The sequence below is a fragment of the Nitratidesulfovibrio termitidis HI1 genome (assembly GCF_000504305.1).
Classification (GTDB): domain Bacteria; phylum Desulfobacterota; class Desulfovibrionia; order Desulfovibrionales; family Desulfovibrionaceae; genus Cupidesulfovibrio; species Cupidesulfovibrio termitidis.
Genome location: NZ_KI632512.1, coordinates 2,126,014 through 2,144,836, shown reverse-complemented (window position 1 = coordinate 2,144,836; position 18,823 = coordinate 2,126,014). Strand labels below are relative to the sequence as shown.

At 68.3% G+C, this 18,823-nt stretch carries 14 protein-coding genes and 1 tRNA gene; 9 read left to right on the top strand and 6 right to left on the bottom strand.

The genetic code is table 11. From position 1 onward, the window contains the following. The first annotated feature begins 83 nt into the window (after positions 1 to 83). The 3 genes from DESTE_RS08850 to DESTE_RS08840 all read left to right on the top strand — a co-directional run bounded on the left by DESTE_RS08850 (position 84) and on the right by DESTE_RS08840 (position 2,560). Entirely contained in the window at positions 84 to 485 is a 402-nt protein-coding gene (locus DESTE_RS08850) for a DVU3141 family protein (protein WP_035066973.1), read from the top strand. Between the two features lie 105 nt (positions 486 to 590). Then, positions 591 to 2,267 (top strand): polysaccharide biosynthesis/export family protein, encoded by a 1,677-nt coding sequence (locus tag DESTE_RS08845; RefSeq protein ID WP_035066971.1) that lies wholly within the window; start codon positions 591 to 593, stop codon positions 2,265 to 2,267. Between the two features lie 56 nt (positions 2,268 to 2,323). After that, entirely contained in the window at positions 2,324 to 2,560 is a 237-nt protein-coding gene (locus DESTE_RS08840; RefSeq protein ID WP_035066970.1) for a hypothetical protein, read from the top strand. Positions 2,561 to 2,824: 264 nt separating this feature from the next. Here DESTE_RS08840 and DESTE_RS08835 read toward each other — a convergent pair whose 3' ends face one another. Next, positions 2,825 to 3,979 (bottom strand): hypothetical protein, encoded by a 1,155-nt coding sequence (locus tag DESTE_RS08835; protein WP_035066967.1) that lies wholly within the window; start codon positions 3,977 to 3,979, stop codon positions 2,825 to 2,827. A gap of 331 nt (positions 3,980 to 4,310) precedes the next feature. Here DESTE_RS08835 and DESTE_RS08830 point away from each other — a divergent pair. After that, a tRNA-Val gene (locus tag DESTE_RS08830) sits at positions 4,311 to 4,386 on the top strand. A 79-nt stretch (positions 4,387 to 4,465) separates the two neighbouring features. Here DESTE_RS08830 and DESTE_RS08825 read toward each other — a convergent pair. The 3 genes from DESTE_RS08825 to DESTE_RS08815 form a co-directional block, all read right to left on the bottom strand. Next, positions 4,466 to 6,793 carry a methyl-accepting chemotaxis protein gene (locus tag DESTE_RS08825; RefSeq protein ID WP_035066965.1) on the bottom strand — a complete coding sequence of 776 codons (2,328 nt, stop codon included), beginning with the start codon at positions 6,791 to 6,793 and terminating at the stop codon, positions 4,466 to 4,468. A gap of 348 nt (positions 6,794 to 7,141) precedes the next feature. Further along, positions 7,142 to 8,776 (bottom strand): ATP-binding protein, encoded by a 1,635-nt coding sequence (locus DESTE_RS08820; protein ID WP_035066964.1) that lies wholly within the window; start codon positions 8,774 to 8,776, stop codon positions 7,142 to 7,144. Next, on the bottom strand, positions 8,773 to 9,600 hold the full coding sequence (locus tag DESTE_RS08815; RefSeq protein WP_035066962.1) for a response regulator: 828 nt from the start codon (positions 9,598 to 9,600) through the stop codon (positions 8,773 to 8,775). Before DESTE_RS08815 ends, DESTE_RS08820 begins: the two co-directional genes overlap by 4 nt. Positions 9,601 to 9,966: 366 nt before the next feature. Between DESTE_RS08815 and DESTE_RS08810 the strand changes: the two genes are divergently transcribed. The 5 genes from DESTE_RS08810 to DESTE_RS08790 all read left to right on the top strand — a co-directional run bounded on the left by DESTE_RS08810 (position 9,967) and on the right by DESTE_RS08790 (position 15,582). Beyond that, the gene (locus DESTE_RS08810; protein WP_035066961.1) at positions 9,967 to 11,115 is read left to right on the top strand and encodes an ABC transporter permease; all 1,149 of its coding nucleotides are present in this window, start codon (positions 9,967 to 9,969) and stop codon (positions 11,113 to 11,115) included. Positions 11,116 to 11,158: 43 nt separating this feature from the next. Further along, positions 11,159 to 12,079 (top strand): ABC transporter ATP-binding protein, encoded by a 921-nt coding sequence (locus DESTE_RS08805; protein ID WP_051384397.1) that lies wholly within the window; start codon positions 11,159 to 11,161, stop codon positions 12,077 to 12,079. Positions 12,080 to 12,232: 153 nt separating this feature from the next. Next, positions 12,233 to 13,375 carry an efflux RND transporter periplasmic adaptor subunit gene (locus tag DESTE_RS08800; protein ID WP_035066960.1) on the top strand — a complete coding sequence of 381 codons (1,143 nt, stop codon included), beginning with the start codon at positions 12,233 to 12,235 and terminating at the stop codon, positions 13,373 to 13,375. Continuing rightward, positions 13,372 to 15,093, top strand: coding sequence for an efflux transporter outer membrane subunit (locus DESTE_RS08795; protein ID WP_084559414.1), 1,722 nt, complete (start codon positions 13,372 to 13,374; stop codon positions 15,091 to 15,093). The genes DESTE_RS08800 and DESTE_RS08795 overlap by 4 nt, the downstream gene beginning before the upstream one ends. 63 nt (positions 15,094 to 15,156) lie before the next feature. After that, positions 15,157 to 15,582, top strand: coding sequence for an EF-hand domain-containing protein (locus DESTE_RS08790; RefSeq protein ID WP_035066959.1), 426 nt, complete (start codon positions 15,157 to 15,159; stop codon positions 15,580 to 15,582). 314 nt (positions 15,583 to 15,896) lie between these two features. Here DESTE_RS08790 and DESTE_RS08785 read toward each other — a convergent pair whose 3' ends face one another. Both DESTE_RS08785 and DESTE_RS08780 read right to left on the bottom strand, forming a co-directional pair. After that, positions 15,897 to 17,687 (bottom strand): ATP-binding protein, encoded by a 1,791-nt coding sequence (locus DESTE_RS08785; RefSeq protein WP_035066958.1) that lies wholly within the window; start codon positions 17,685 to 17,687, stop codon positions 15,897 to 15,899. Continuing rightward, a complete protein-coding gene (locus DESTE_RS08780) occupies positions 17,668 to 18,504 on the bottom strand; it encodes a response regulator transcription factor (protein ID WP_035066957.1) in 837 nt (278 codons plus the stop codon). Before DESTE_RS08780 ends, DESTE_RS08785 begins: the two co-directional genes overlap by 20 nt. Positions 18,505 to 18,823 lie beyond the last annotated feature (319 nt).

Here is an 18,823-nt window from a genome sequence, read left to right as displayed (position 1 = left end):
CCACGGCAGCTCCCCCCTGCGGATATTTCTCACGGACATCCCAAGATATTTCCAGACATCCCCACGCATCAGAGGTCTACCCCATGTTCGCCATCCGCCGCCTCCGCCCCGCCTCCGCGCTGGCCTTGTGCGCCCTGTGCGTGCTGCCCGTGCTGCTCGCCGCCTGCGGGGGGCGCCAGCAGCCCGCGCCGCAGGCGCAGGAACAGGCCTTGCCCGCCAGGCCCATCCTTGAATTCATGACCGGCAATCCGGCCGGGGCCTCCGCCGTGCTGGACGACCCGGAATTCGGCACCGGCATCCGGGTGGTGGTGGAAGGGCTGTTCACCTCGGCCAGCGGAGAGGAATGCCGCCGCGCCACCCTGCTTTCGCAGCACGGCGAGGCAGAGGTGGTCATAGCCTGCCGCCCGGCGGGCAGCGGCGACGATGCCGCGTGGCAGATGGCCCCGCGCATCTGGGGGCAGGGGATAGCCCGTCCCGCGCAATAGAAGATTTGTCGCGCCATTTCGCCAGAACATTCCCCATGGGCATGCCCATGTTTCCATCCGCCGGGTGCGCACCGCGCCCGGCGTAGCCAATTACGGATACCTGTCATGGATATCGCACCGTTTTCCCGTCACGCCGCGCCCCGTCATGCTGCACCCTGCCGCGTGGGGGCTGCCGCATGGCTGCCCGCCCTTTGCCTGCTGCTTGTGCTGGTCGTGCTGCTTGGCCCGGCCCGCACCTCGGCGTTCGCCGCACCGTCCGAGGCCAAGTCGCCCGCGTCCGCCGGGGCCGCCCTGGCCCCCGGAGCCGACCTGCCGCCCTTTGCCGCCAACCTGTTCCAGGGCAACTTCGGGCAGGCCCGCAGCGCCGAAGCGCGCGAATTGGCCACCGGCGACCGGCTGGTGCTGCGCCTGTGGGGCGACCGCAATTTCGACGGCGTGGTCATGGTCAACGACGCGGGCGACATCGAGGTGCAGGACCTGGGGGGCGTGCCCGTGGCGGGCCTTGCCCAGGCCCAGGTCACCGAGGCCATTCGCAGCAAGCTCAGCGCGTCGGGCATCGAGAACGTGCAGGTCTACGTCAGCCCGCTGGACGGGCGGCCCGTGTCGGTTTTCGTCACCGGATTCGTCATGAAGCCGGGCCGCTACAGCGGCGCGCCGTCCGATTCGGTGCTGGCCTTCCTGGACCGGGCGGGCGGCATCGACCCCCGGCGGGGCAGCTACCGCACCATCCGCCTGCTGCGCGGCGGGGCGGAACTGGGCAGCTTCGACCTGTATCCCTTCGCGCTCAAGGGCGCGCTGCCGCTGGTGCGCCTGCTGGATGGCGACACCATCGTGGTGGGCGAAAAGGGCCCCGCCGTGTCCGCCAGCGGCGAGATACGCAACGCCGCGCGCTTCGAATTCCGCAAGGGCGAGGCCACCGGGGCCAGGCTGGCCGAAATGGCCGACCCGCTGGCCACGGCCTCGCACGCCAGCATCGTGGGCACCCGCAACGGCGCGCCCTTCAACCTGTACCTGCCCCTGCGCGAATTCCGCACCCTGCCGCTGGCAGATGGCGACCGCGTGGAATTTCTGGCCGACACCCCCGGCGACACCATCATGGTCGAGGTACAGGGGGCCATCCGGGGGGCGTCGCGCTTTCCGCTGAAGCGCACCGCCCGCCTGCGCGACGTGCAGCAGTACATCGCCGTGGATGCCGACCGGGCCGATCTTACCGGCCTGTACATCAAGCGGCGCAGCGTGGCGGCCCGCCAGAAGCGCGCCATCGAGGACGCCCTGCGCAGGCTGGAGGAAAGCTCGTTCACGGCCACTTCGGCCAGCCCCGAAGAAGCGCAGATCCGCAACCACGAGGCGGAGATGATCTCCAAGTTCGCCGAAAAGGCCCGCAACGTGACGCCCGAGGGCATCGTGGTGGTGGGCAGCGGCGGCAAGGTGGCCGACATCGCGCTGGAGGACGGCGACGTCATCGTCATTCCCGAAAAGAGCGACGTGGTGCTGGTGACCGGCGAGGTGGTGATGCCCCAGGCCATCGTGTGGAACGGGGACAAGCGCCTGAAGGACTACGTGCGCGGCGCGGGCGGCTACACCAACCGCGCGGATACCGGCAACATCCTGCTGGTGCGACCCAACGGCGAGGTGTTCCGTACCTCGGACACCACCATCGCGTCGGGCGACCAGCTGCTGGTGCTGCCGCGCGTGGATTCCAAGAACCTGCAGACGGTCAAGGACATGTCGCAGATTCTCTACCAGATCGCGGTGGCCACCAAGGTGGTCATCGGGCTGTAGCGGCCGTTTTCGAAAGGTCTCCCGCCCGTTGGGGATACGACCGTCAGGAGCAATGCATGAAGGACAGCGACCCCAAGGGACAGGCCCGGCATGAAGACGCCGCCGACGCAACGGGCCTGACCGAAGAGGAACGCCGCGCCCTGCGCGCCGCGCGGCGCGATGCCCTGCTGGACGTGCCGCTGGACCTGCGCACCCGCGTGCAGGAGGACAAGCGCCGCAAGCGGCGTGATGCCCCCAAGCACAAGGGCCGCCTGATCGACGACGAGAATGCCGGGGGCGGGCGCGAAGACTAGTTACGGTTGGCCAAGGCTGGCCAAGGCTGGCTAAGACTGGGCGAGGCTGGCCGAGGCTGGCCGAGGTGGCCAAGGCTGACCAAGGTTGACCGGCGGACACCGCAACCGAATTGGCTGGCCGCCCGGCCGATTGTGAAATGACTAAGCGAGAGCGCCGATGGATGCGGTCCATCGGCGCTCTTTTCGTTCCGGCCATGCCGGTGAACTTTCGAACAACGGGTCGGGGCACGCGGGGCAGGGGATGCCCGCGCCCTGCCGTGGCGGTTACGCCGTGCAGCAGGTCTTGCGCAGGGTTTCCATTTCCTCTTCCTCGTCGGCGGGGTTGCCCAGGTCCAGCACGTGGCGGCCCAGCACATAGTGCATCAGGCGGGGCTTTTCGGCCGATTCCTCCAGCGCGTCGATGATGCGGGCGATGCGCCGGGTGGAACGCAGCACACCATCCAGCTGCTCGGTAAGTTGCAGCGTGTCCATGCCGTGCAGGGCGTTGGCCAGCCGCGCGGCGGCTGCGTGGGCCTTGGAGCCTTCGGGCAGAAGCTCGCGCAGTTCGTCGGCGGCGTGCACGGCGTCATCCCAGTCGTCGGCCATGTCGTCAAGCAGTTCCGCGCAGTATTCCGCGTGGTTGCGCAGAATGGCCAGGGCGTTGTTGCCGTGGTGGGCCACGGCCCCGGCGGCCTTTTCCAGCGCGTCGCGGGCAACGGCCACGCGGCTGCCGGTGGTCAGGGCCACGATGCGCGAGCACTTGGCCAGAAAACGGGCGTCGTAGCTGTCGAAGCCGTGCTCACGCTCGGAATACAGCAGCACCAGCCCGAAGGGCGGGCGACCGCCCCGGTCGCGCAGCACGAAGGCCAGACGCGAGCGGTAGCCCACCTTGTAGGCCATGCAGTCGTACGATTCGCCGCCGCGGTCCATGCCCATCAGGTTGTTGGAGAGCACGTGGCGGGTGCCGTCGCATACCGCGCGCATGACCGGGTGCCCGGCCAGGCCTTCTTCCAGAACCGGCGACAGCAGCGGCACGGGGCCACCGTCCTCGCGTTCTGCGGAGATGATCTGCCACTCGCCCTCGTCGTCGCGCAGGCGGCACACGAACATGTCGGCGTGAAAGGCGCGCAGCAGTACGGCGGCGCTTTCGCGCAGGACCATTTCCGGCGGGGCCATTTCGTCGGCGATGCCCAGCAGTTCGCTGGTGACGCGCAACAGGGTTTCCGTGTCGTGGCGCTGGGTGGTGAGGCCGGACAGCAGTTGCATCAGGTCGCGCCAGTTGCGGATGGGCGCGGCATGCATGTCGGGTCGCCAGCCCGTGTCCAGCACGGCCTTGGCGGCGGGCAGCAGGGCGAGGATGGCGGCGCGCGCCCTGGGCGGCGCGGAGCGGAGCAGCAGGGAGATGTCCTGCCGCAACGTGTGGGGGGCTGTGGGGGGCATGAGGGGGCGGATTCACGGTCCGTCGGCCGGTTCGCAAGTCGGCGCGTGCGCCGGTGTCCGCACGCCGCTGTGGGCGGTGGCACGGCGGACACAGGGCCGCGCGAGTGCTACATAGATATCCGACGTCACAATGTCCAGTACAAAAGCACAAGGTGTTTGACATGACCGCCGCCCCTGCACTATGAGCAGTATCCCGTCACGGGCGGCAGCGGTCTGGAGCCGATTGTCGTCGCCGGGGGGGGAGCACCATGGTGCTTTCAGGCAACATGGCGTATGTCCTGCCATTGATGTCTTGTCATCATTGCCTTGCCGTATTTACCTTGCCATATCGGGGCGGTTAGCTCAGCTGGTAGAGCGTCGGCCTTACAAGCCGAATGCCGGGGGTTCGATCCCCTCACCGCCCACCATAGCATAAACGAAGGGGTTCGTCCGAACAGGACGAACCCCTTTTCTTTTCATGCGCAGTCCCCGTCAGGGCGTTCTCGGCTACGACTTCATGCCCTCGATGATGGCGCGCAGTTCCTCGGCCATGCGGGCCACCTCGGCGATGGCCATGGCCGACTGGTTCATGGCCTCTGCCGTCTCGCTGGAGATGACGTTCAGTTCTTCGGTGGCGCGGGCAATCTGTTCGCTGGTCGCGGACTGTTCCTCTGCGGCGGATGCGATGGACCGCACCATGTCCGCCGTGTCCACTGAAACGCGCAGTATCTCGTGCAGCGAGGTCCCGGCCTGGGCGGACCGCTCCGCAGAGGTGTCCGCGTCGGCGCCGGCAAGGCCCATCAGGTCCACGCTTTTCTGGGTCACCTGCTGGATGGCCCGGATGACCTGCCCCACCTCGCTGGTGGCGCTCATGGTCTTTTCCGCCAGCTTCCGCACCTCGTCCGCCACAACGGCGAATCCGCGCCCGGCGTCGCCCGCGCGGGCCGCCTCGATGGCCGCGTTCAGGGCCAGCAGGTTGGTCTGGTCGGCGATGTCCGAGATCATGTCGATGATGGCGCCAATGCCGTCGGCCTGCTTGCCCAGTTCATGCAGGCTGCCGCCCATTTCGGTCATGCGGTCGCGCAGGGCGCGGATGGAACCCACCGTGTCCTGCACCACCTTTTCGCCCTGTTCGGCGCGGGAACGGGCAAGGTCGGCGTTTTCCGCGGCACTGCCCGCGCTGCGCGCCACTTCCAGGATGGAAGCGTTCATCTGTTCCACGGCAGTGGCCGATTCGGCAACGCGGGTCTTCTGGTTTTCCGTGCCCCGGCTGGATTCCTCTATCTGCGAGGCCAGTTCTTCCGCCGCCGTGGACAGCCGGGCGGAAATGTCCATGGCCGCGCGTGCCGCCTCGGCGATGCGGTCACGCTGGGCCTCGATCTGGTGCTGCTTTTCCACCATCTCGCTGATGTCGTTCCAGAACGAGATGGAGCCCAGCAGTTCGCCGTCCATGTCGTAGAACGGGGTGGTCACCACGTCGATGTGCACGGTGCGCGTGCCGTCCTGCGATGTCCACACGTTCTTGCCGGTCAGGGTGCGCCGTTCCTTGATGGCCTTGTCAGACATCGTTTCCCGGTTGGGGTCGAACCAGTAGAACTCGCCGGATTTCATGCCGTAATAGTCCGATGGGGGCTTTGGCCTGCCCAGCAGTTCACAGACCTGAGGGTTGGCCCAGGACATGGTGAAATCCGGCGCCACGATGCCGCACGGGGTGGGAATGCCCTCCAGCACGCCCCGGGCAAAGCCCAGTTCGCGCTTGATGCTGTCCTTCATGCGCCGGGTGTTGTCGGCAAGCTCCGCCAGCTCGCAGGCAAAACTGCCATCCAGCGTGGTGCCGAAGTTGCCCCCGGCAATGTCCGCCGTGAATTGGCCCATGGCCTGCAGGGGCAACACCACCATTCTGCGCAGCATCAGCACCACAACAACGGCCAGCACCACGCAGACCAGCGTGGCAATGCCCGCCACCACATTGCGTAGCGAATACGCCTCTGCCAGCAATTCCGCTTCGTTCACGGTGCTGGCAATGATCCAGCCCGTCTTGTCCATCCGGGTGTATGCCGCCAGTTTACGCGTGCCCTTGAATTCGTACTGCAACGTGCCGCGCGGGTTGGCCAGCATCTCGCGCACGAAGGGCAGGTCCTTGCCGGGTTGCAGCAGGGTGGCCGGATCGGGGTGGGCGATGAAGGTGCCGTCCCCATCCAGGATATACAGGTAGCCGGTCTGCCCGACCCTGATGGGCGAGATGGCGGCTTCGGTGAAGGCGTTGAAGTCGAACGACACCTGCACCCCGCCGATGAGCGCGCCAGACGCGTCGCGCAGCGCAGTGGCCATGCGGAAGATCATTCTACCGCCGCCCTTGGCCACGGTCTTGTCCATGGACAGTTCGCTGCCGTTCAGCACCTCGCGGACCACGGCGTGCCCGCTCTTGTCCTGGCCGCGCTCGTCGGCGCCGCCATTGTTGGCCCCGGCAACCACCACGCCCCGTTTATCGAAGGCGTAGGCAGACCAGATGTCCTTGTAGGTGCGCAGATAGTCGCGGAAGCGGTTCTGGGCCGCGCCGCTTTCGTCGTTGCCACTCGCGACAGCTTCCACGATGGCCCGTTGCCGGGCCAGAGCGATGACCAGCTTCTTCTGATTTTCCAGTGTGATATCTGCGGCTACCTGCGCCGTATCCACCAACCCCTGGGAACTGCGTTGTTGCAAGTCCAGCGCCAGGTTGGTGGTGGCAGAAGTGACGTACCAGCCCAGCCCGCCGAAACCGACCGCCAGCAGCGCGATGACCAGCGCGCCGATCCGGGTGTTCAGCTTGTCGAAGAATCCCGTAGTACCCCGCATTATGCCTCCCTGATGCATGCAGCCCCGTAGGTTCAATCGGCAGGAATGCCGAAGAGGTTAGCGGGTGAGGCAATATTCTACAGTATTTTCCGTGGGATGCTGGCACAGATATTCTAATTGAGGGATGCATGTGGAGTGCCTCAATCAGTTTTTTTTGCAATTTCAGACAGCTGCGGTAGAAATAAGGGCTTCACTGGCGTGAAATACGAAGGTGTGGGGCAGCCTTTGGGGCGTGGCGTTCAGACTTGATGGGGTGGGATGATCAGCATGCCGCGCAGCGAAAGACGCGACGACAGGGGGCGGGTGGAGAAAGGGTGGGACACGCACCGGGTGCCCCACCCAAACGGATCACGGACGTTCGTGGCGCGCGCGCGGCAGGCGCAGCAGCGCTTCCAGCCCGCCGCCATCGCGGTTGGTCAGGGTGATGTCGCCGCCGTGCTGGCGGGCGATGTTGCGGGCAATGGACAGGCCAAGGCCGCTGCCGCCGGTCTGGCGGTTGCGTGAATGCTCCACGCGAAAGAACGGTTCGAATACCTTGTCCGTGTAATGTTCCGGCAGGCCTGGGCCCCGGTCGCGGATGGCCACGGACAGCGTGTCGCCAGCCTCGCGCACCTCTATGTCCACCTGCCCGCCGCCGTAGCGCGCCGCATTTTCCAGCAGGTTGGACAGGCAGCGCTTCAGCGCCAGGGGCTGGGCCGAGATGTGGGTGGGCCGACCTTCGGCGGTGCCGTGCAGGGTGATGCGTAGCGGGGCCTGGGCTGTCTGCCCTGCCAGGCCTGATTGTCCGGCCTGCTCGGCCAGCCCTGCCTGACCGGTGTGCAGATCCAGACAGTCCTCGGCCAGGCTTTCCAGCAGGGCGGTCACGTCCACGGCGGCGGTTGCCTCGCGGCTGTCGGTGCTGCGCACGAAGTCGATGGTGGTGGAGAGCAGATCCCGTATTTCGTCAAGATCGGCCAGGAACCGTTCGCGCAGTTCCGGCGGCTCCACCTGGTCCGCGCGCAGGCGCATGCGGGTGACCGGGGTGCGCAGGTCGTGCGAGATGGCGGCCAGCAGCCGTCCGCGCTCGTCCACGAATTGGCGGATGCGGTCCTGCATGCGGTTGAAGGCCTGCGCCGCGCGGCGGATTTCCAGCGGGCCGCGCTCCGGCAGGGGCGCACGCACCAGCCCGGCGCCGAATTCGTCGGCGGCGTCGGCCAGCATGCGCAGGGGGCGGGTCATCCAGCCCACCACCAGCAGGCCCAGCAGGGCCACTCCCACGATGCGCCAGCCCAGATCCCACAGCATGGGTTGGGGTATCCACGGCCGGTCGCCCTCGGGCAGCACGTGGGTGAACACGGCCCACATGCCGTCGCGCAGGCGTACGCCCACGGTGTAGCCGATGTCGTAGTGGCCGTCGTCGATGCGCCCCGGGGGCGGCGGCGGACGGCGCCCCACGTCGCGGGCAATGCCGTCCACCCGGCAGACAAGCTGCATGTCCGGGGCCAGCAGTCCGCGCAGATGCTCCGCGAAGATGGAGGAATACACGTCGGCGGCCAGGCCGGGTATGCCGGTTACGCCAGGTGCATCGTTCGTGCCCGCTGTGCCCGTTGTGCCCGTCATGCCCGTCATGCCCGTCGTCCCGGGCTGTTCGGACGAGGGCACGCGGCCATGGGGCCTGATGGGCGGGGTGGTGGTCAGGGCGATGCGGCTTGCGCCCTGCACCATCTGGGCGATCATGCCTGCCCGTGCGTCCGGCTTTGCGGCATCCAGCAGCAGGGCCTGCCCGGCAAGGCGCATGGCGGCCTGTCGGGCCACGGAACTGTACACGAACGGCCCCCCGCGCGAGACCACGTACAGCATGCTGACGATCTGGATGAGCACCATGCCGCATGCCAGCACCAGCACCACCCGGCCACGCAGGGTACGCGGCGGCAGCGCCGCCAGCAGGCGTGCGGCGGGGAACGGTGGCCGTTGGGACGGGCGCGCCGCGGGTGCGGGACTCATGCGTCGACCGGGCCGGGGAAAGAGGGAGGAGGCGTGCCGGGCGCGGGGTCAGGCGCACCATTCGGGGTGCCGTCCGGGGCGCCATCGGTCCCGGCATCGCGTTCCACGTCGGTGGCCAGATAGTAGCCGTCGCCGCGCACGGTCTTGATGATCTGCGGCTCGCGCCCGTTGTCGCGCAGCCGGGTGCGCAGGCGGCTGACCAGCACGTCGATGGACCGGTCAAAGGCTTCCGCCGCGCGGCCCTGGGTCAGGTCCAGCAACTGGTCGCGGCTCATCACCCTGTTGGGATACTTCAGGAAAACCCGCAGCAGGCGGTATTCCGCGCCGCTCAGGTTCACCACCACCCCGTCCGGGGCCACCAGATGGCGGGGTACCGTGTCCAGCGTCCACCCGGCAAAGCGGATGGTGCGCGACATGGCCTCCGGCTCGGCCTGGGCGATGTTTTCGGGCAGGGATCGGGCACGGCGCAGCACGGTGCGGATGCGGGCCACCAGTTCGCGCGGGTTGAACGGCTTGGCCACGTAGTCGTCGGCCCCCAGTTCCAGCCCGATGATGCGGTCTGTGTCATCGTCCAGCGCGGTCAGCATGATCACCGGCAGTTCAGACCGGGCGCGCAGCTTGCGGCACAAGGTAAGCCCGTCGTCGCCGGGCAGCATCACGTCCAGCACCACGAGGTCGTAGCGGCCTACCTCGAGCATGCGGAACATCTCTGCGCCCTCGGCGGCCGACTCGGCGCGAAAGCCGTGCTTGTCGAGATAGCCGGTGAGCAGATCGCGGATTTCGGGGTCGTCGTCCACGACCAGGATGTGTTCCGGGGTGTTCATGGGTCACCTATAGCGCCGTGCCGGGCCCCGTGCACGGTTTTTTTGCAACACAGTGTTTCCGTCGCGCGGGGTGCAATACGCGGCAACACTTTGCCTGTTGCGGCAATGAAGCGGCAACGGGCAACACATACAACGGTTACGCCGCAAGGCTAGAACCCTGGTCAGGCGCCGTTCCTTTCCGCAGGGTCGGCAAGGGGACCGGGTGGTTTTTCCCTTCCTCTCCGGTTTCCCCGGCGTTCGCTGGCCGCCGGGATGGTCCCGGCGCAGGCCGTCAGGCGCTGCCCGCACGCGGGCGCCCCGGCTTGCCGCTTCGCTCGCCGCCCTTGCGAAGGGAATATGCGGCGCCAAACAGACATCGGAATCCGCATGTATCAGATCGCGCTCAAGATGCTGCTCGCCAACCGGGGCAAGTACCTCGGCATGGTGCTGAGCCTGGCCTTCACCTCGCTGATCATGACTCAGCAGCCCGCCGTGTTCGCCAGCATCCTTACCCGTACCTACGGGCTCATCGACGACATCGCCATCGCCGACATCTGGGTCATGGACCCCCAGGCCCAGTCGGTGGAGGAATCGAAGGCCATGCCCGACACGCGCCTTTCCCTGGTGCGCAGCGTCAGCGGCGTGGAATGGGCCGTGCCCCTGCACAAGGGCCAGTTGAAGGTGCGCCTGCCCGACGGCAACACCGTGGGCTGCGGGCTCATCGGCGTGGACGACGTGTCGCTCATCGGCGCGCCGGGCGTCATGCGCTCCGGCAGCATGGCGGACCTGCGCATGAGCGATGCCGTGGTGGTGGACGCCGAGGGCGCGTCCAACCGCCTTGCCGTGCAGACGGACCACGGTCTGCGTCCCCTGGGCGTGGGTGACGCGCTGGAGGTCAACGACCGCCGCGCCGTGGTGGTGGGCGTGGCCAACGCCACCCCCACCTTCCAGTCGCAACCCATCCTGTACACCACCTATTCGCGGGTGAAGGTGTTCAACAAGAGCGAGCGCAAGGTGATGTCCTTCGTGCTGGTAAAGGCCCGGCCCGGGCAGGACCACCGCGCGCTTGCCGCGCGCATCGCGTCGGAGACCGGCCTCAACGCCCTGACCGCCGACGACTTCCGCGTGCGTACCTTGCGGCATTTCATCAAGCGCACGGCCATCATCATGCACTTCGGCACCACCATTTTCATGAGCTTCTGCATCGGCGCGGTGGTCACCGGGCTGATGTTCCACAACTTCACTCAGGACGCATTGCGCCACTTCGGCGTGCTGAAGGCCATGGGCACCGACGACCGCACCCTGCTGCTGATGATCCTGTCGCAGGCCCTGCTGGTGGCGGGCACCGGCTTCGGCATCGGGGTGGGCATGGCCATGATCATGGGCAATCTGCCCGGCGACCCCATGGGCATGCGCCTTTCACCGCTGATTCTGGCGGTGGGCGGCAGCGCGGTGTTGTCCATCACCCTGGTTTCGGCGGCGCTCAGCATCCGCCAGGTACTGCGGCTGGAACCGGCCGTGGTGTTCAAGCAATAGGCCGACTGGGCAACCGGGAGCCGAACGAATGCAGGACAGAAGCATGGATACTACGACCGGCCCGAATGGCGCGACTGGTGCAGGAGTCCCCGCCGTGGTCTGCGCCGGGCTGCGCAAGCGATACGGAGAAGGGGCCACCGCCGTGCACGCCCTGCGCGGCGTGGACCTGACCGTGCAGCGCGGCGAACTGCTGATGCTGGTGGGGCCCTCCGGCTGCGGCAAGACCACGCTCATCTCGGTCATGGCGGGCATTCTGGACCCCACGGAAGGCAGTTGCCGCATCCTGGGGCAGGACATGACCGCACTGGCCCCCCGGCCCCGCGCGGCCTTTCGCGCCCGCAACATAGGTTTCGTGTTCCAGGCCTACAACCTGAACCCTGCCCTGACGGCGGCGGAGAACGTTTCCGTGCCGCTGCGCATCTGCGGCGCGCCCCTGCGCGAGTCCATGCGCAAGGCGGAAGCGGCGCTGGAACTGGTGGGCCTTGGCGACAAGACGGAATCCGCCCCCGGCGATCTTTCCGGCGGGCAGCAGCAGCGGGTGGCCATTGCCCGCGCCCTGGTGCACCAGCCGCAACTGATCGTCTGCGACGAACCCACCAGCGCCCTGGACCACGCCAACGGGCAACGGGTCATGGAACTGCTGCGCCGGGTGGGCACCGTGGATGGCCGGGCGCTGGTCATCGTCACCCACGATGCCCGCATCTTCGAATTTGCCGACCGCATCGCCGAACTGGACGACGGCCAGGTGACCCGCGTGGGCACGCCCGGCGCCCTGACTAGTGTCCAGACCAGCGCCCAGCCCGAGCAGCTGAGGGTGGCGGGCACGGCGGACATGCACGGTGGGATCACCAGCGCAACGCCGGACGTCGGCGGCGATGGCAACCGGCCCCCCGCATACGACACCCCACCCGGCGGCAACGGCACGGGGACATCCGCCCGGACGCCGCATAGCTGCATGGACTGATTCCGGTTGGCTTTCGACGGCTTCTCGGTCGGGGCATGGCCCCGCGCCTTGTTCCGAAAATGCCGGAAGTCCGCCGCCAGCCGTTTCCCGAACACCCACGGGGCCGCCCACCCACATGTGGCACGCCCCGCTACCTGACGGACAGAGACACCCATGCGACGCAACATCATCCTTTCCTATGTCCTTCCCGCCCTGGCCCTTGCGGGCCTTGTGGCGGGCGTCGTGTACGCCTCGCGCGCATCGGCGCCGCCCGCCCCGGTGCCGCCGGTGGCCGACCCGGCCGCGCCGCCCTACGAAAAGTACATCAGCGGTTCCGGCATCGTGGAGGCGGCCAGCCGCGACGTGGGCGTGGCCACGCCCACGTCCGGCGTCATCGTGGAGATTCCCGTCACCGTGGGCGACGCGGTGAAGAAAGGCGACATGCTGTTCCGGCTGGACGACCGCGAGCGCAAGGCAGCCCTGGCGCAGCAGAAGGCCGCCCTTGTGGTGGCCCGCGCCAGGGTGGCCGAGGCCCGCGTGGCCCTGGAAAAGGCCCATGCCGACGCCGTCCGCGTGCGCAGCCTGCGCGACGGGCGCGCCGTAAGCGCGGAAGAGACGGCCCAGCGCGGCTACGCCGAGGACGCCGCCCGCACCGCACTGGCTTCGGCCTCGGCGGATGCGACCCAGGCCGAGGCGGCGGCCCGCGCCATAGAGGTGGACCTGGAACGGTTGAGCGTGCGCGCGCCCATGGATGCCACGGTGTTGCAGGTGAACGTGAGCGAGGGCGAATACGCCACGGCGGGTGCGCTTTCCTCCCCGCTGGTCATGCTGGGCGATGTCAGCCGCCTGCACGTGCGGGTGGACATCGACGAGAACATCGCCTGGCGCTACCGCGCGGGCATGCCCGCCACGGTGTTCCTGCGCGGCAACCGCGACTTTTCCGCGCCGCTGCGTTTCGTGCGGGTGGAACCCTACGTGCTGCCCAAGACGTCCCTGACCGGCGACACCACCGAGCGCGTGGACATCCGGGTGTTGCAGGTGCTGTACGCCTTCGACGCCAAGGACATGCCCGCCTACGTGGGTCAGCAGGTGGACGTGTATTTCGACGACACCGGGCACGGTGCGGTAAGCCTGTCCGGTGAGCGTGGCGCGTCTCTGTCCGATGGACGCGACACGTCTCTGTCCGGGATCGCATCTCCGTCCGGCAGCACGTTGCAAAAGGACGGGCAGTTTCCCGAGGTGGTGGTGCCGGTGCGCGATGCCGGTGCGCGTGCCGTCCGGACGAGGCCCGCAACCGGCACGGGGGTGCGGGGATGACCGCGCCGCTGTGCCCCATGCGCAAGGACGCGGGCGCCCCACCGGCGCAATTGTTCCGACGTCCGTGGTTCCGCCGCGTGCCGGGCCGTTCATGCGCCTTGCCGTGCCTCCTGCTGGGCGCGGTGCTGGCCGCGGGCTGCGCCGCCGCGCCCGTCGCCCCCCGGCCCGGCATGCCTGCCGCGTGGAGCGCGGAGGCGTCCGGTCTGTCGCTCCCCAGTCCCGGCAAGGAACAGGAAGGCGGGCATGATGCCGCACCGTCCGGTTCCGCCACGGACCCGGGTCCACACGCCGCGCACTCCGGCGTGACGCTGGCCCGCTGGTGGAGCAGCTTTGGCGATCCGGTGCTGGATGACCTGCTGGCCCGCGCCGCCACCGCCAACTTCGACGTGCGCATCGCCGCCGAAAAGGTGCGCGAGGCCCGCGCCGCCGCGCGCGAAGCCGGGGCCAACCTTGGCCCCACGGTCACCGGCTCCGCCTCCGGCACCCGCAGCCGCTCCGGCACGGGCGAGGCGCAGTCCACCGGCTCGCGCGATGGCAACGTGTACGCCACGGGCCTGGACATGGCCTGGGAAATCGACCTGTTCGGGCGACTGCGCGCCACCCGCGAGGCCCGCGTGGCCGACGCCCAGGCGGCGGAAGAGGACCGGCGCGACACCCTGGTCGCCCTGCTGGCGGAAGTGGCCACCCAGTACGTGACCCTGCGCCAGGCCCAGAACGAACTGGACCTGACCCGCGACATCGCGGCCAGCCGGGCCGAAACCCTGGCCCTGGTCACCGCCCGGCGCGACGCGGGCCTTGCCGGGGACATCGACGTGGCCCAGGCCGCCGCGCTGTGGCATTCCTCGCTGGCCGATGCCGCCGACTACGAAAACAACGCCTGGGCGGCCCTGGCCCGTCTGGAGCGTCTGACGGGCGCGCCCCCCGGAGAACTGCGCCCGGTGCTGGAACGCACCGCGTCCATTCCCGCGCCCGCGCGGGAGGTGCCCGTGGGCCTGCCCGCCGACCTGCTGCTGCGCCGCCCGGACATCCGCGCGGCGGAGCGCACCCTGGCGTCGTCGTCGGCGGACCTTGCCGCCACCACGGCGGAACGCTGGCCAACGCTCAGCCTGTCGGCATCGCTGGGTTCGCAGGCCTCCACGATGAACAGGCTGTTGTCTTCGGGCAGCGGGGTGTGGTCCGTGGCCCCGGCGTTGGGGCTGACCCTGTTCGATTCCGGGGCCACCACTGCGCGCATCGAACAGGCCGATGCCCGGCGCGAACAGGCCTCCCTGACCTATCTTTCCACCGCCCGCACGGCGGTGGAGGAAGCGGAGGCCGCCCTGTACGCCGTGGACCGCCAGCAACGCAGGTTGCCGGATCTGGCCGCCGTGCTGGAGGCGGACCGCACCGCCCTTGTCCTGGCCTGGGACCGTTACCGGGCCGGGCTGACCGACTTTCTGGATGTGGCCGATGCCGAGCGCGAACTGTCCACCGCAGCCCTGGCCCACGTCCGGGCGCGGGCAGTGCTGGCCACCCGCGCCATCACCCTGTACCGGGCGCTGGGCGGTGGCTGGGCCGTGCCGACGGACACGGAACAGGCAGGCGCTGCGCCCCGGCCCGCATCGCCTGCCGCCGGTGCGGGCGCGTCCCCGGTGGCGTCCCCCAAAATGTCCCCAAAGATGTCCCCAAAGACGTCCCCTGACACGTCCCCTGGCACGTCTGGGGTCGCCGCATCATAACCAGGACGACCCATGGCGCCCATGCGGCATCATCCGGCATGGCGCGCCTCAGGAGTATCTGCGATGAAAGAGTCCCGCATTCCCCTGATAACCGCCCTGTTCTGCGGCCTGCTGCTGCATGCGGAATTCACGGCCATGGCTGCGGATGGAGCCACCGCCCCCGACGACGCGGCTCCGGCGGCGTCCGATATCGTCACCGCCTCGGGCAATGTGGTTCCGGCGGCGGAGGGCGGGGCTTCGGTCACGCCTACGCCCGCCACCACGCGGAAGGAGCATGTCCGCCGCTTCGAACTGGCCGACCGCGACCATGACGGCAGCCTGACCCGCGAGGAGGCCGCCCACCCTGAAACCGGGTTGCCCGTGGTGGCCCGCGAGTTCACCGCCATCGACACCAACGGCGACGGCAGGCTGAGCAAGGCCGAACTGCTGCGCTTTGTCCGCGAACGGCGTCAGGCCAATCAGAATCGGCGGGCCGAACCGGCGTCGTGATCGCATCTCGCCAGGCAGTTTTGACCCAGTAAAGAAATGTAAAGAAAGAGCAGGGCAAAATTTGCCTGCCTTTGCCCGCCCCGCACGTCTTGCCGTGCGGGGCGTTTTGCTTTGCGGCGGAAGGGAGGCTGGCGCTGGGTGCAGCGAGTGCTGGCGTGGCTGAAGGGCAGGCGCCGGATATGCGGCATGGCCGCGCGGCGTGTGCCGGAAGAAAACGGCGCAAGGACGGTCCGTGGCCTGCGGGGCCACGGGCCCATTGCTTCACGGACTCGCGGCCCCTTGGCCCTACACAGGCCGCGCCGATGTGGAACGTCCTACGCGGGCAGGCGGATGATGACCTGCAACCCGCCGGTGGGCAGGTTTTCGGCGGCGATGGCGCCGCCATGCAGTTCCACGGCACGCTGGGCGATGGCCAGGCCAAGACCGGTGCCCGTGCCGCGCGGTGCGTTGCCCGCCCGGAAGAACGGCACGAAGAGCATGGGCAGGTCGGCTTCGGGCACGCCCGGCCCCTGGTCCCGAACGGAAATGACCACCCGGCGTTCCGGCTCCGGAGTGCTGTCAGGTTCGGTTTTGCGGCTGGTGGCGCAGGTTCCCGGGCATGCGCAGCGGCATGTCTCGCGGGGTTCGACGTGCCGTTCGGTCCGGCTTTCTTCGCAGGACAGGGCCACGGTCACTTGCGTGCCCGGCGGCGAGAACTTCAGGGCGTTCTGCACCACATTGTCCACGGCCCCGTACAGCATTTCGCGCATGCCGTGAAAGGCCGTGCACGGGGCGTCCACGCGCAGTTCCACCCGCTTGCGGGCCGCGCGGGCCTGAAAGTCTGTTTCGTCAGTCAGTTGCGACAGCATGGCTTCCAGGTCGAACCATGCGGGCGGTGCGTCTTCCTTCTGCTGGTCCAGGTCTCCGGTGGCCAGCAGATGCGCGCTGAGGGTGGAAAGGCGCTCGGCATCACAGCGGATGCGTTCCAGAAAGCGTTGCGACTCGGGCGAGACGGTGCGCGAGGCCATTTCCAGCGCCAGTGCCACGCGTGAAAGGGGCGAGCGCATCTCGTGCGACACGTCGTGCAGCAGGCGACGCTGGGTTTGCAGCAGTTCTTCGGTCCGCTCGGCCATGGTGTTGAAGTCGCGGGCAAGGCGGGCCAGTTCGGTGCCGTGGGTGGCCACGTCGTCATTGACGCGCGCTTGCAGGTCGCCCCGCGCAAAGCGTTGCAGCGCGCTGCCCACCTCGCCGATGGGCCTGCTGGTCTGGCGCAGCAGCAGGTGCAGCACGCCGCCCGCCAGCACCATGGCCAGGGCCAGGGGCAGCACGAAGGGCGGCAGGCGCATGTCCGGCGGGGTGGGCATGTCCTTGCGCAGGGTGAGCACCCCGTGCCCGCCGCCGGGCAGGTCGATGGGATCGGCCATCAGGACCACGGGCCGGAAGGTGAACGGCGGGGGAAAGTCGAGTTGGGTGGCGCCCGTGTCGCGCGCGTCTTCGGTCAGTTCACGGGCTTCGACCTGAATGGCGGCCTCCGTTTCCGGCGATAGCGGGGCGGGCGCGGGGGGGCGTTCTTCGAGGGATGGCGGGGGCGGCATGCGCCCGTCCATGGCGCCCCGGAGGGCTCCCAGTATCCGTTGCGGCCAGTACGGCTGCAATGGTGGTCCCTGGGGATGGCCGGAGGGCCCGCCAGCGGGGCCGGTTTCTCCTTCCGCGCCGGGGGTGTGGCCGCTTCCGGCGGCCGCATCGCCACGCGCATCGGGACCGTCCTTTTTGTCCGCAGTGCCCCTTTCCGCGGGGTCGCCCTGTCCATCCGGACGGAACGGCGGACCAAAGGGCATGGGCAGCACCGGGCCGTTGTCGACCAACGGCTGCAACCCGGCGTCATGCACCACCACGCGCACGCCGCGCTTGCGCAGCGTGTCCAGCAGGGCATCCAGTTTGTCCGTGCGCCCTTCGGCCAGGTACTCGGCAACGCGGTCGCCCAGCAGGTCCAGCAGCACCGCGTTCATTTCGAAGGGGCCGCGCTTGGGGCGGTCTTCCAGGCGAAAGCGGACGAAGGTGCCCAGGGTGAAGATGCCGCAGCCGACCAGCAGCAGCACCAGCAGCCTAACCGGCCACGTTCTCATGCCCCGTCCCGAGGCGCGGTTCCGCCGCGTCCTGCCCGCCGAAGGTGGATTCCGTGGGTGAAACGCGGAAGTAGTACCCCGTCCCACGCACCGTGCCCACGCGGGGCTGGCCGTCGTCGCAGGGGCCCAGCTTCTTGCGCAGGTTGCTGACATGCACGTCGATGGACCGGTCGAAGGGCAGTATTTCACGCCCAAGCACCCCGCGCGAGATGTCCTCGCGCGTGACGGTGGCGCCCTCGGCCTCCAGCAGCAGCACCAGGATGGCGTACTCCACGGGGGTCAGGGGCAGGGGTGCGCCCTCACGCAGGGCCGTGCGGGCCGAACGGTCCACGGTAATCCCTCCGAAGGACAGGTTGCGCTTGCGATACGGACCCACGCCGCCGACATAGCCCGGACCGCCCACGCCGCCAGACCCGCCCGTGCTCGCGCTGCCCGCCACTCCGCCCATTCCATGAAGGCGGGTGCGGCGCAGCACGGCGCGCAGGCGCGCCAGCAGTTCGCGTGGCACGAAGGGTTTGGGGACGTAGTCGTCCGCGCCCATCTCCAACCCCACGATGCGGTCCACGTCGTCACCGCGCCCGGTCAGCATGAGCACGGGCAGGGCCGAACGGGAGCGGATGGTGCCGAGCACGTCGAAGCCGCTGGCATCGGGCAGGGCCACGTCCAGCAAGGCCGCGTCGTAGTCGCCCGACAGGGCGCGTGCCAATCCCTGTCCACCGGTGTGGCAGGGTTCAACGGCAAGGCCTTCGGGGGCGAGGTATTCGGTCAGTAATGCGCAGAGTTCCTTGTCGTCGTCGATCAACAAGACTCGATCCATGATGTCACCCTCTGGGCGGTGGCACATATTTCCCGGTTGCCGCTTGCGACCGGGTATACTGCAAGAACTGCGCCCGAATGATTTCCGTGAGTGTAAAACAATGTAAACTAATGTGTCTGATGCTTTCAAAACACTACTTGCCCTGAACGGACAGCATGGGTGGTCTGGCGTATGGATAATGATAACCCGTCATGTACGGGACTTGGCTTTTCCACAATTTCCGGCGTGGTGCATGGACCCGGTTGCCGCAATTCCGGCTCCACAGAACGCACGACTGGAGATGAAGATGGAAGCCAATACAGGAACCACTACGGATATA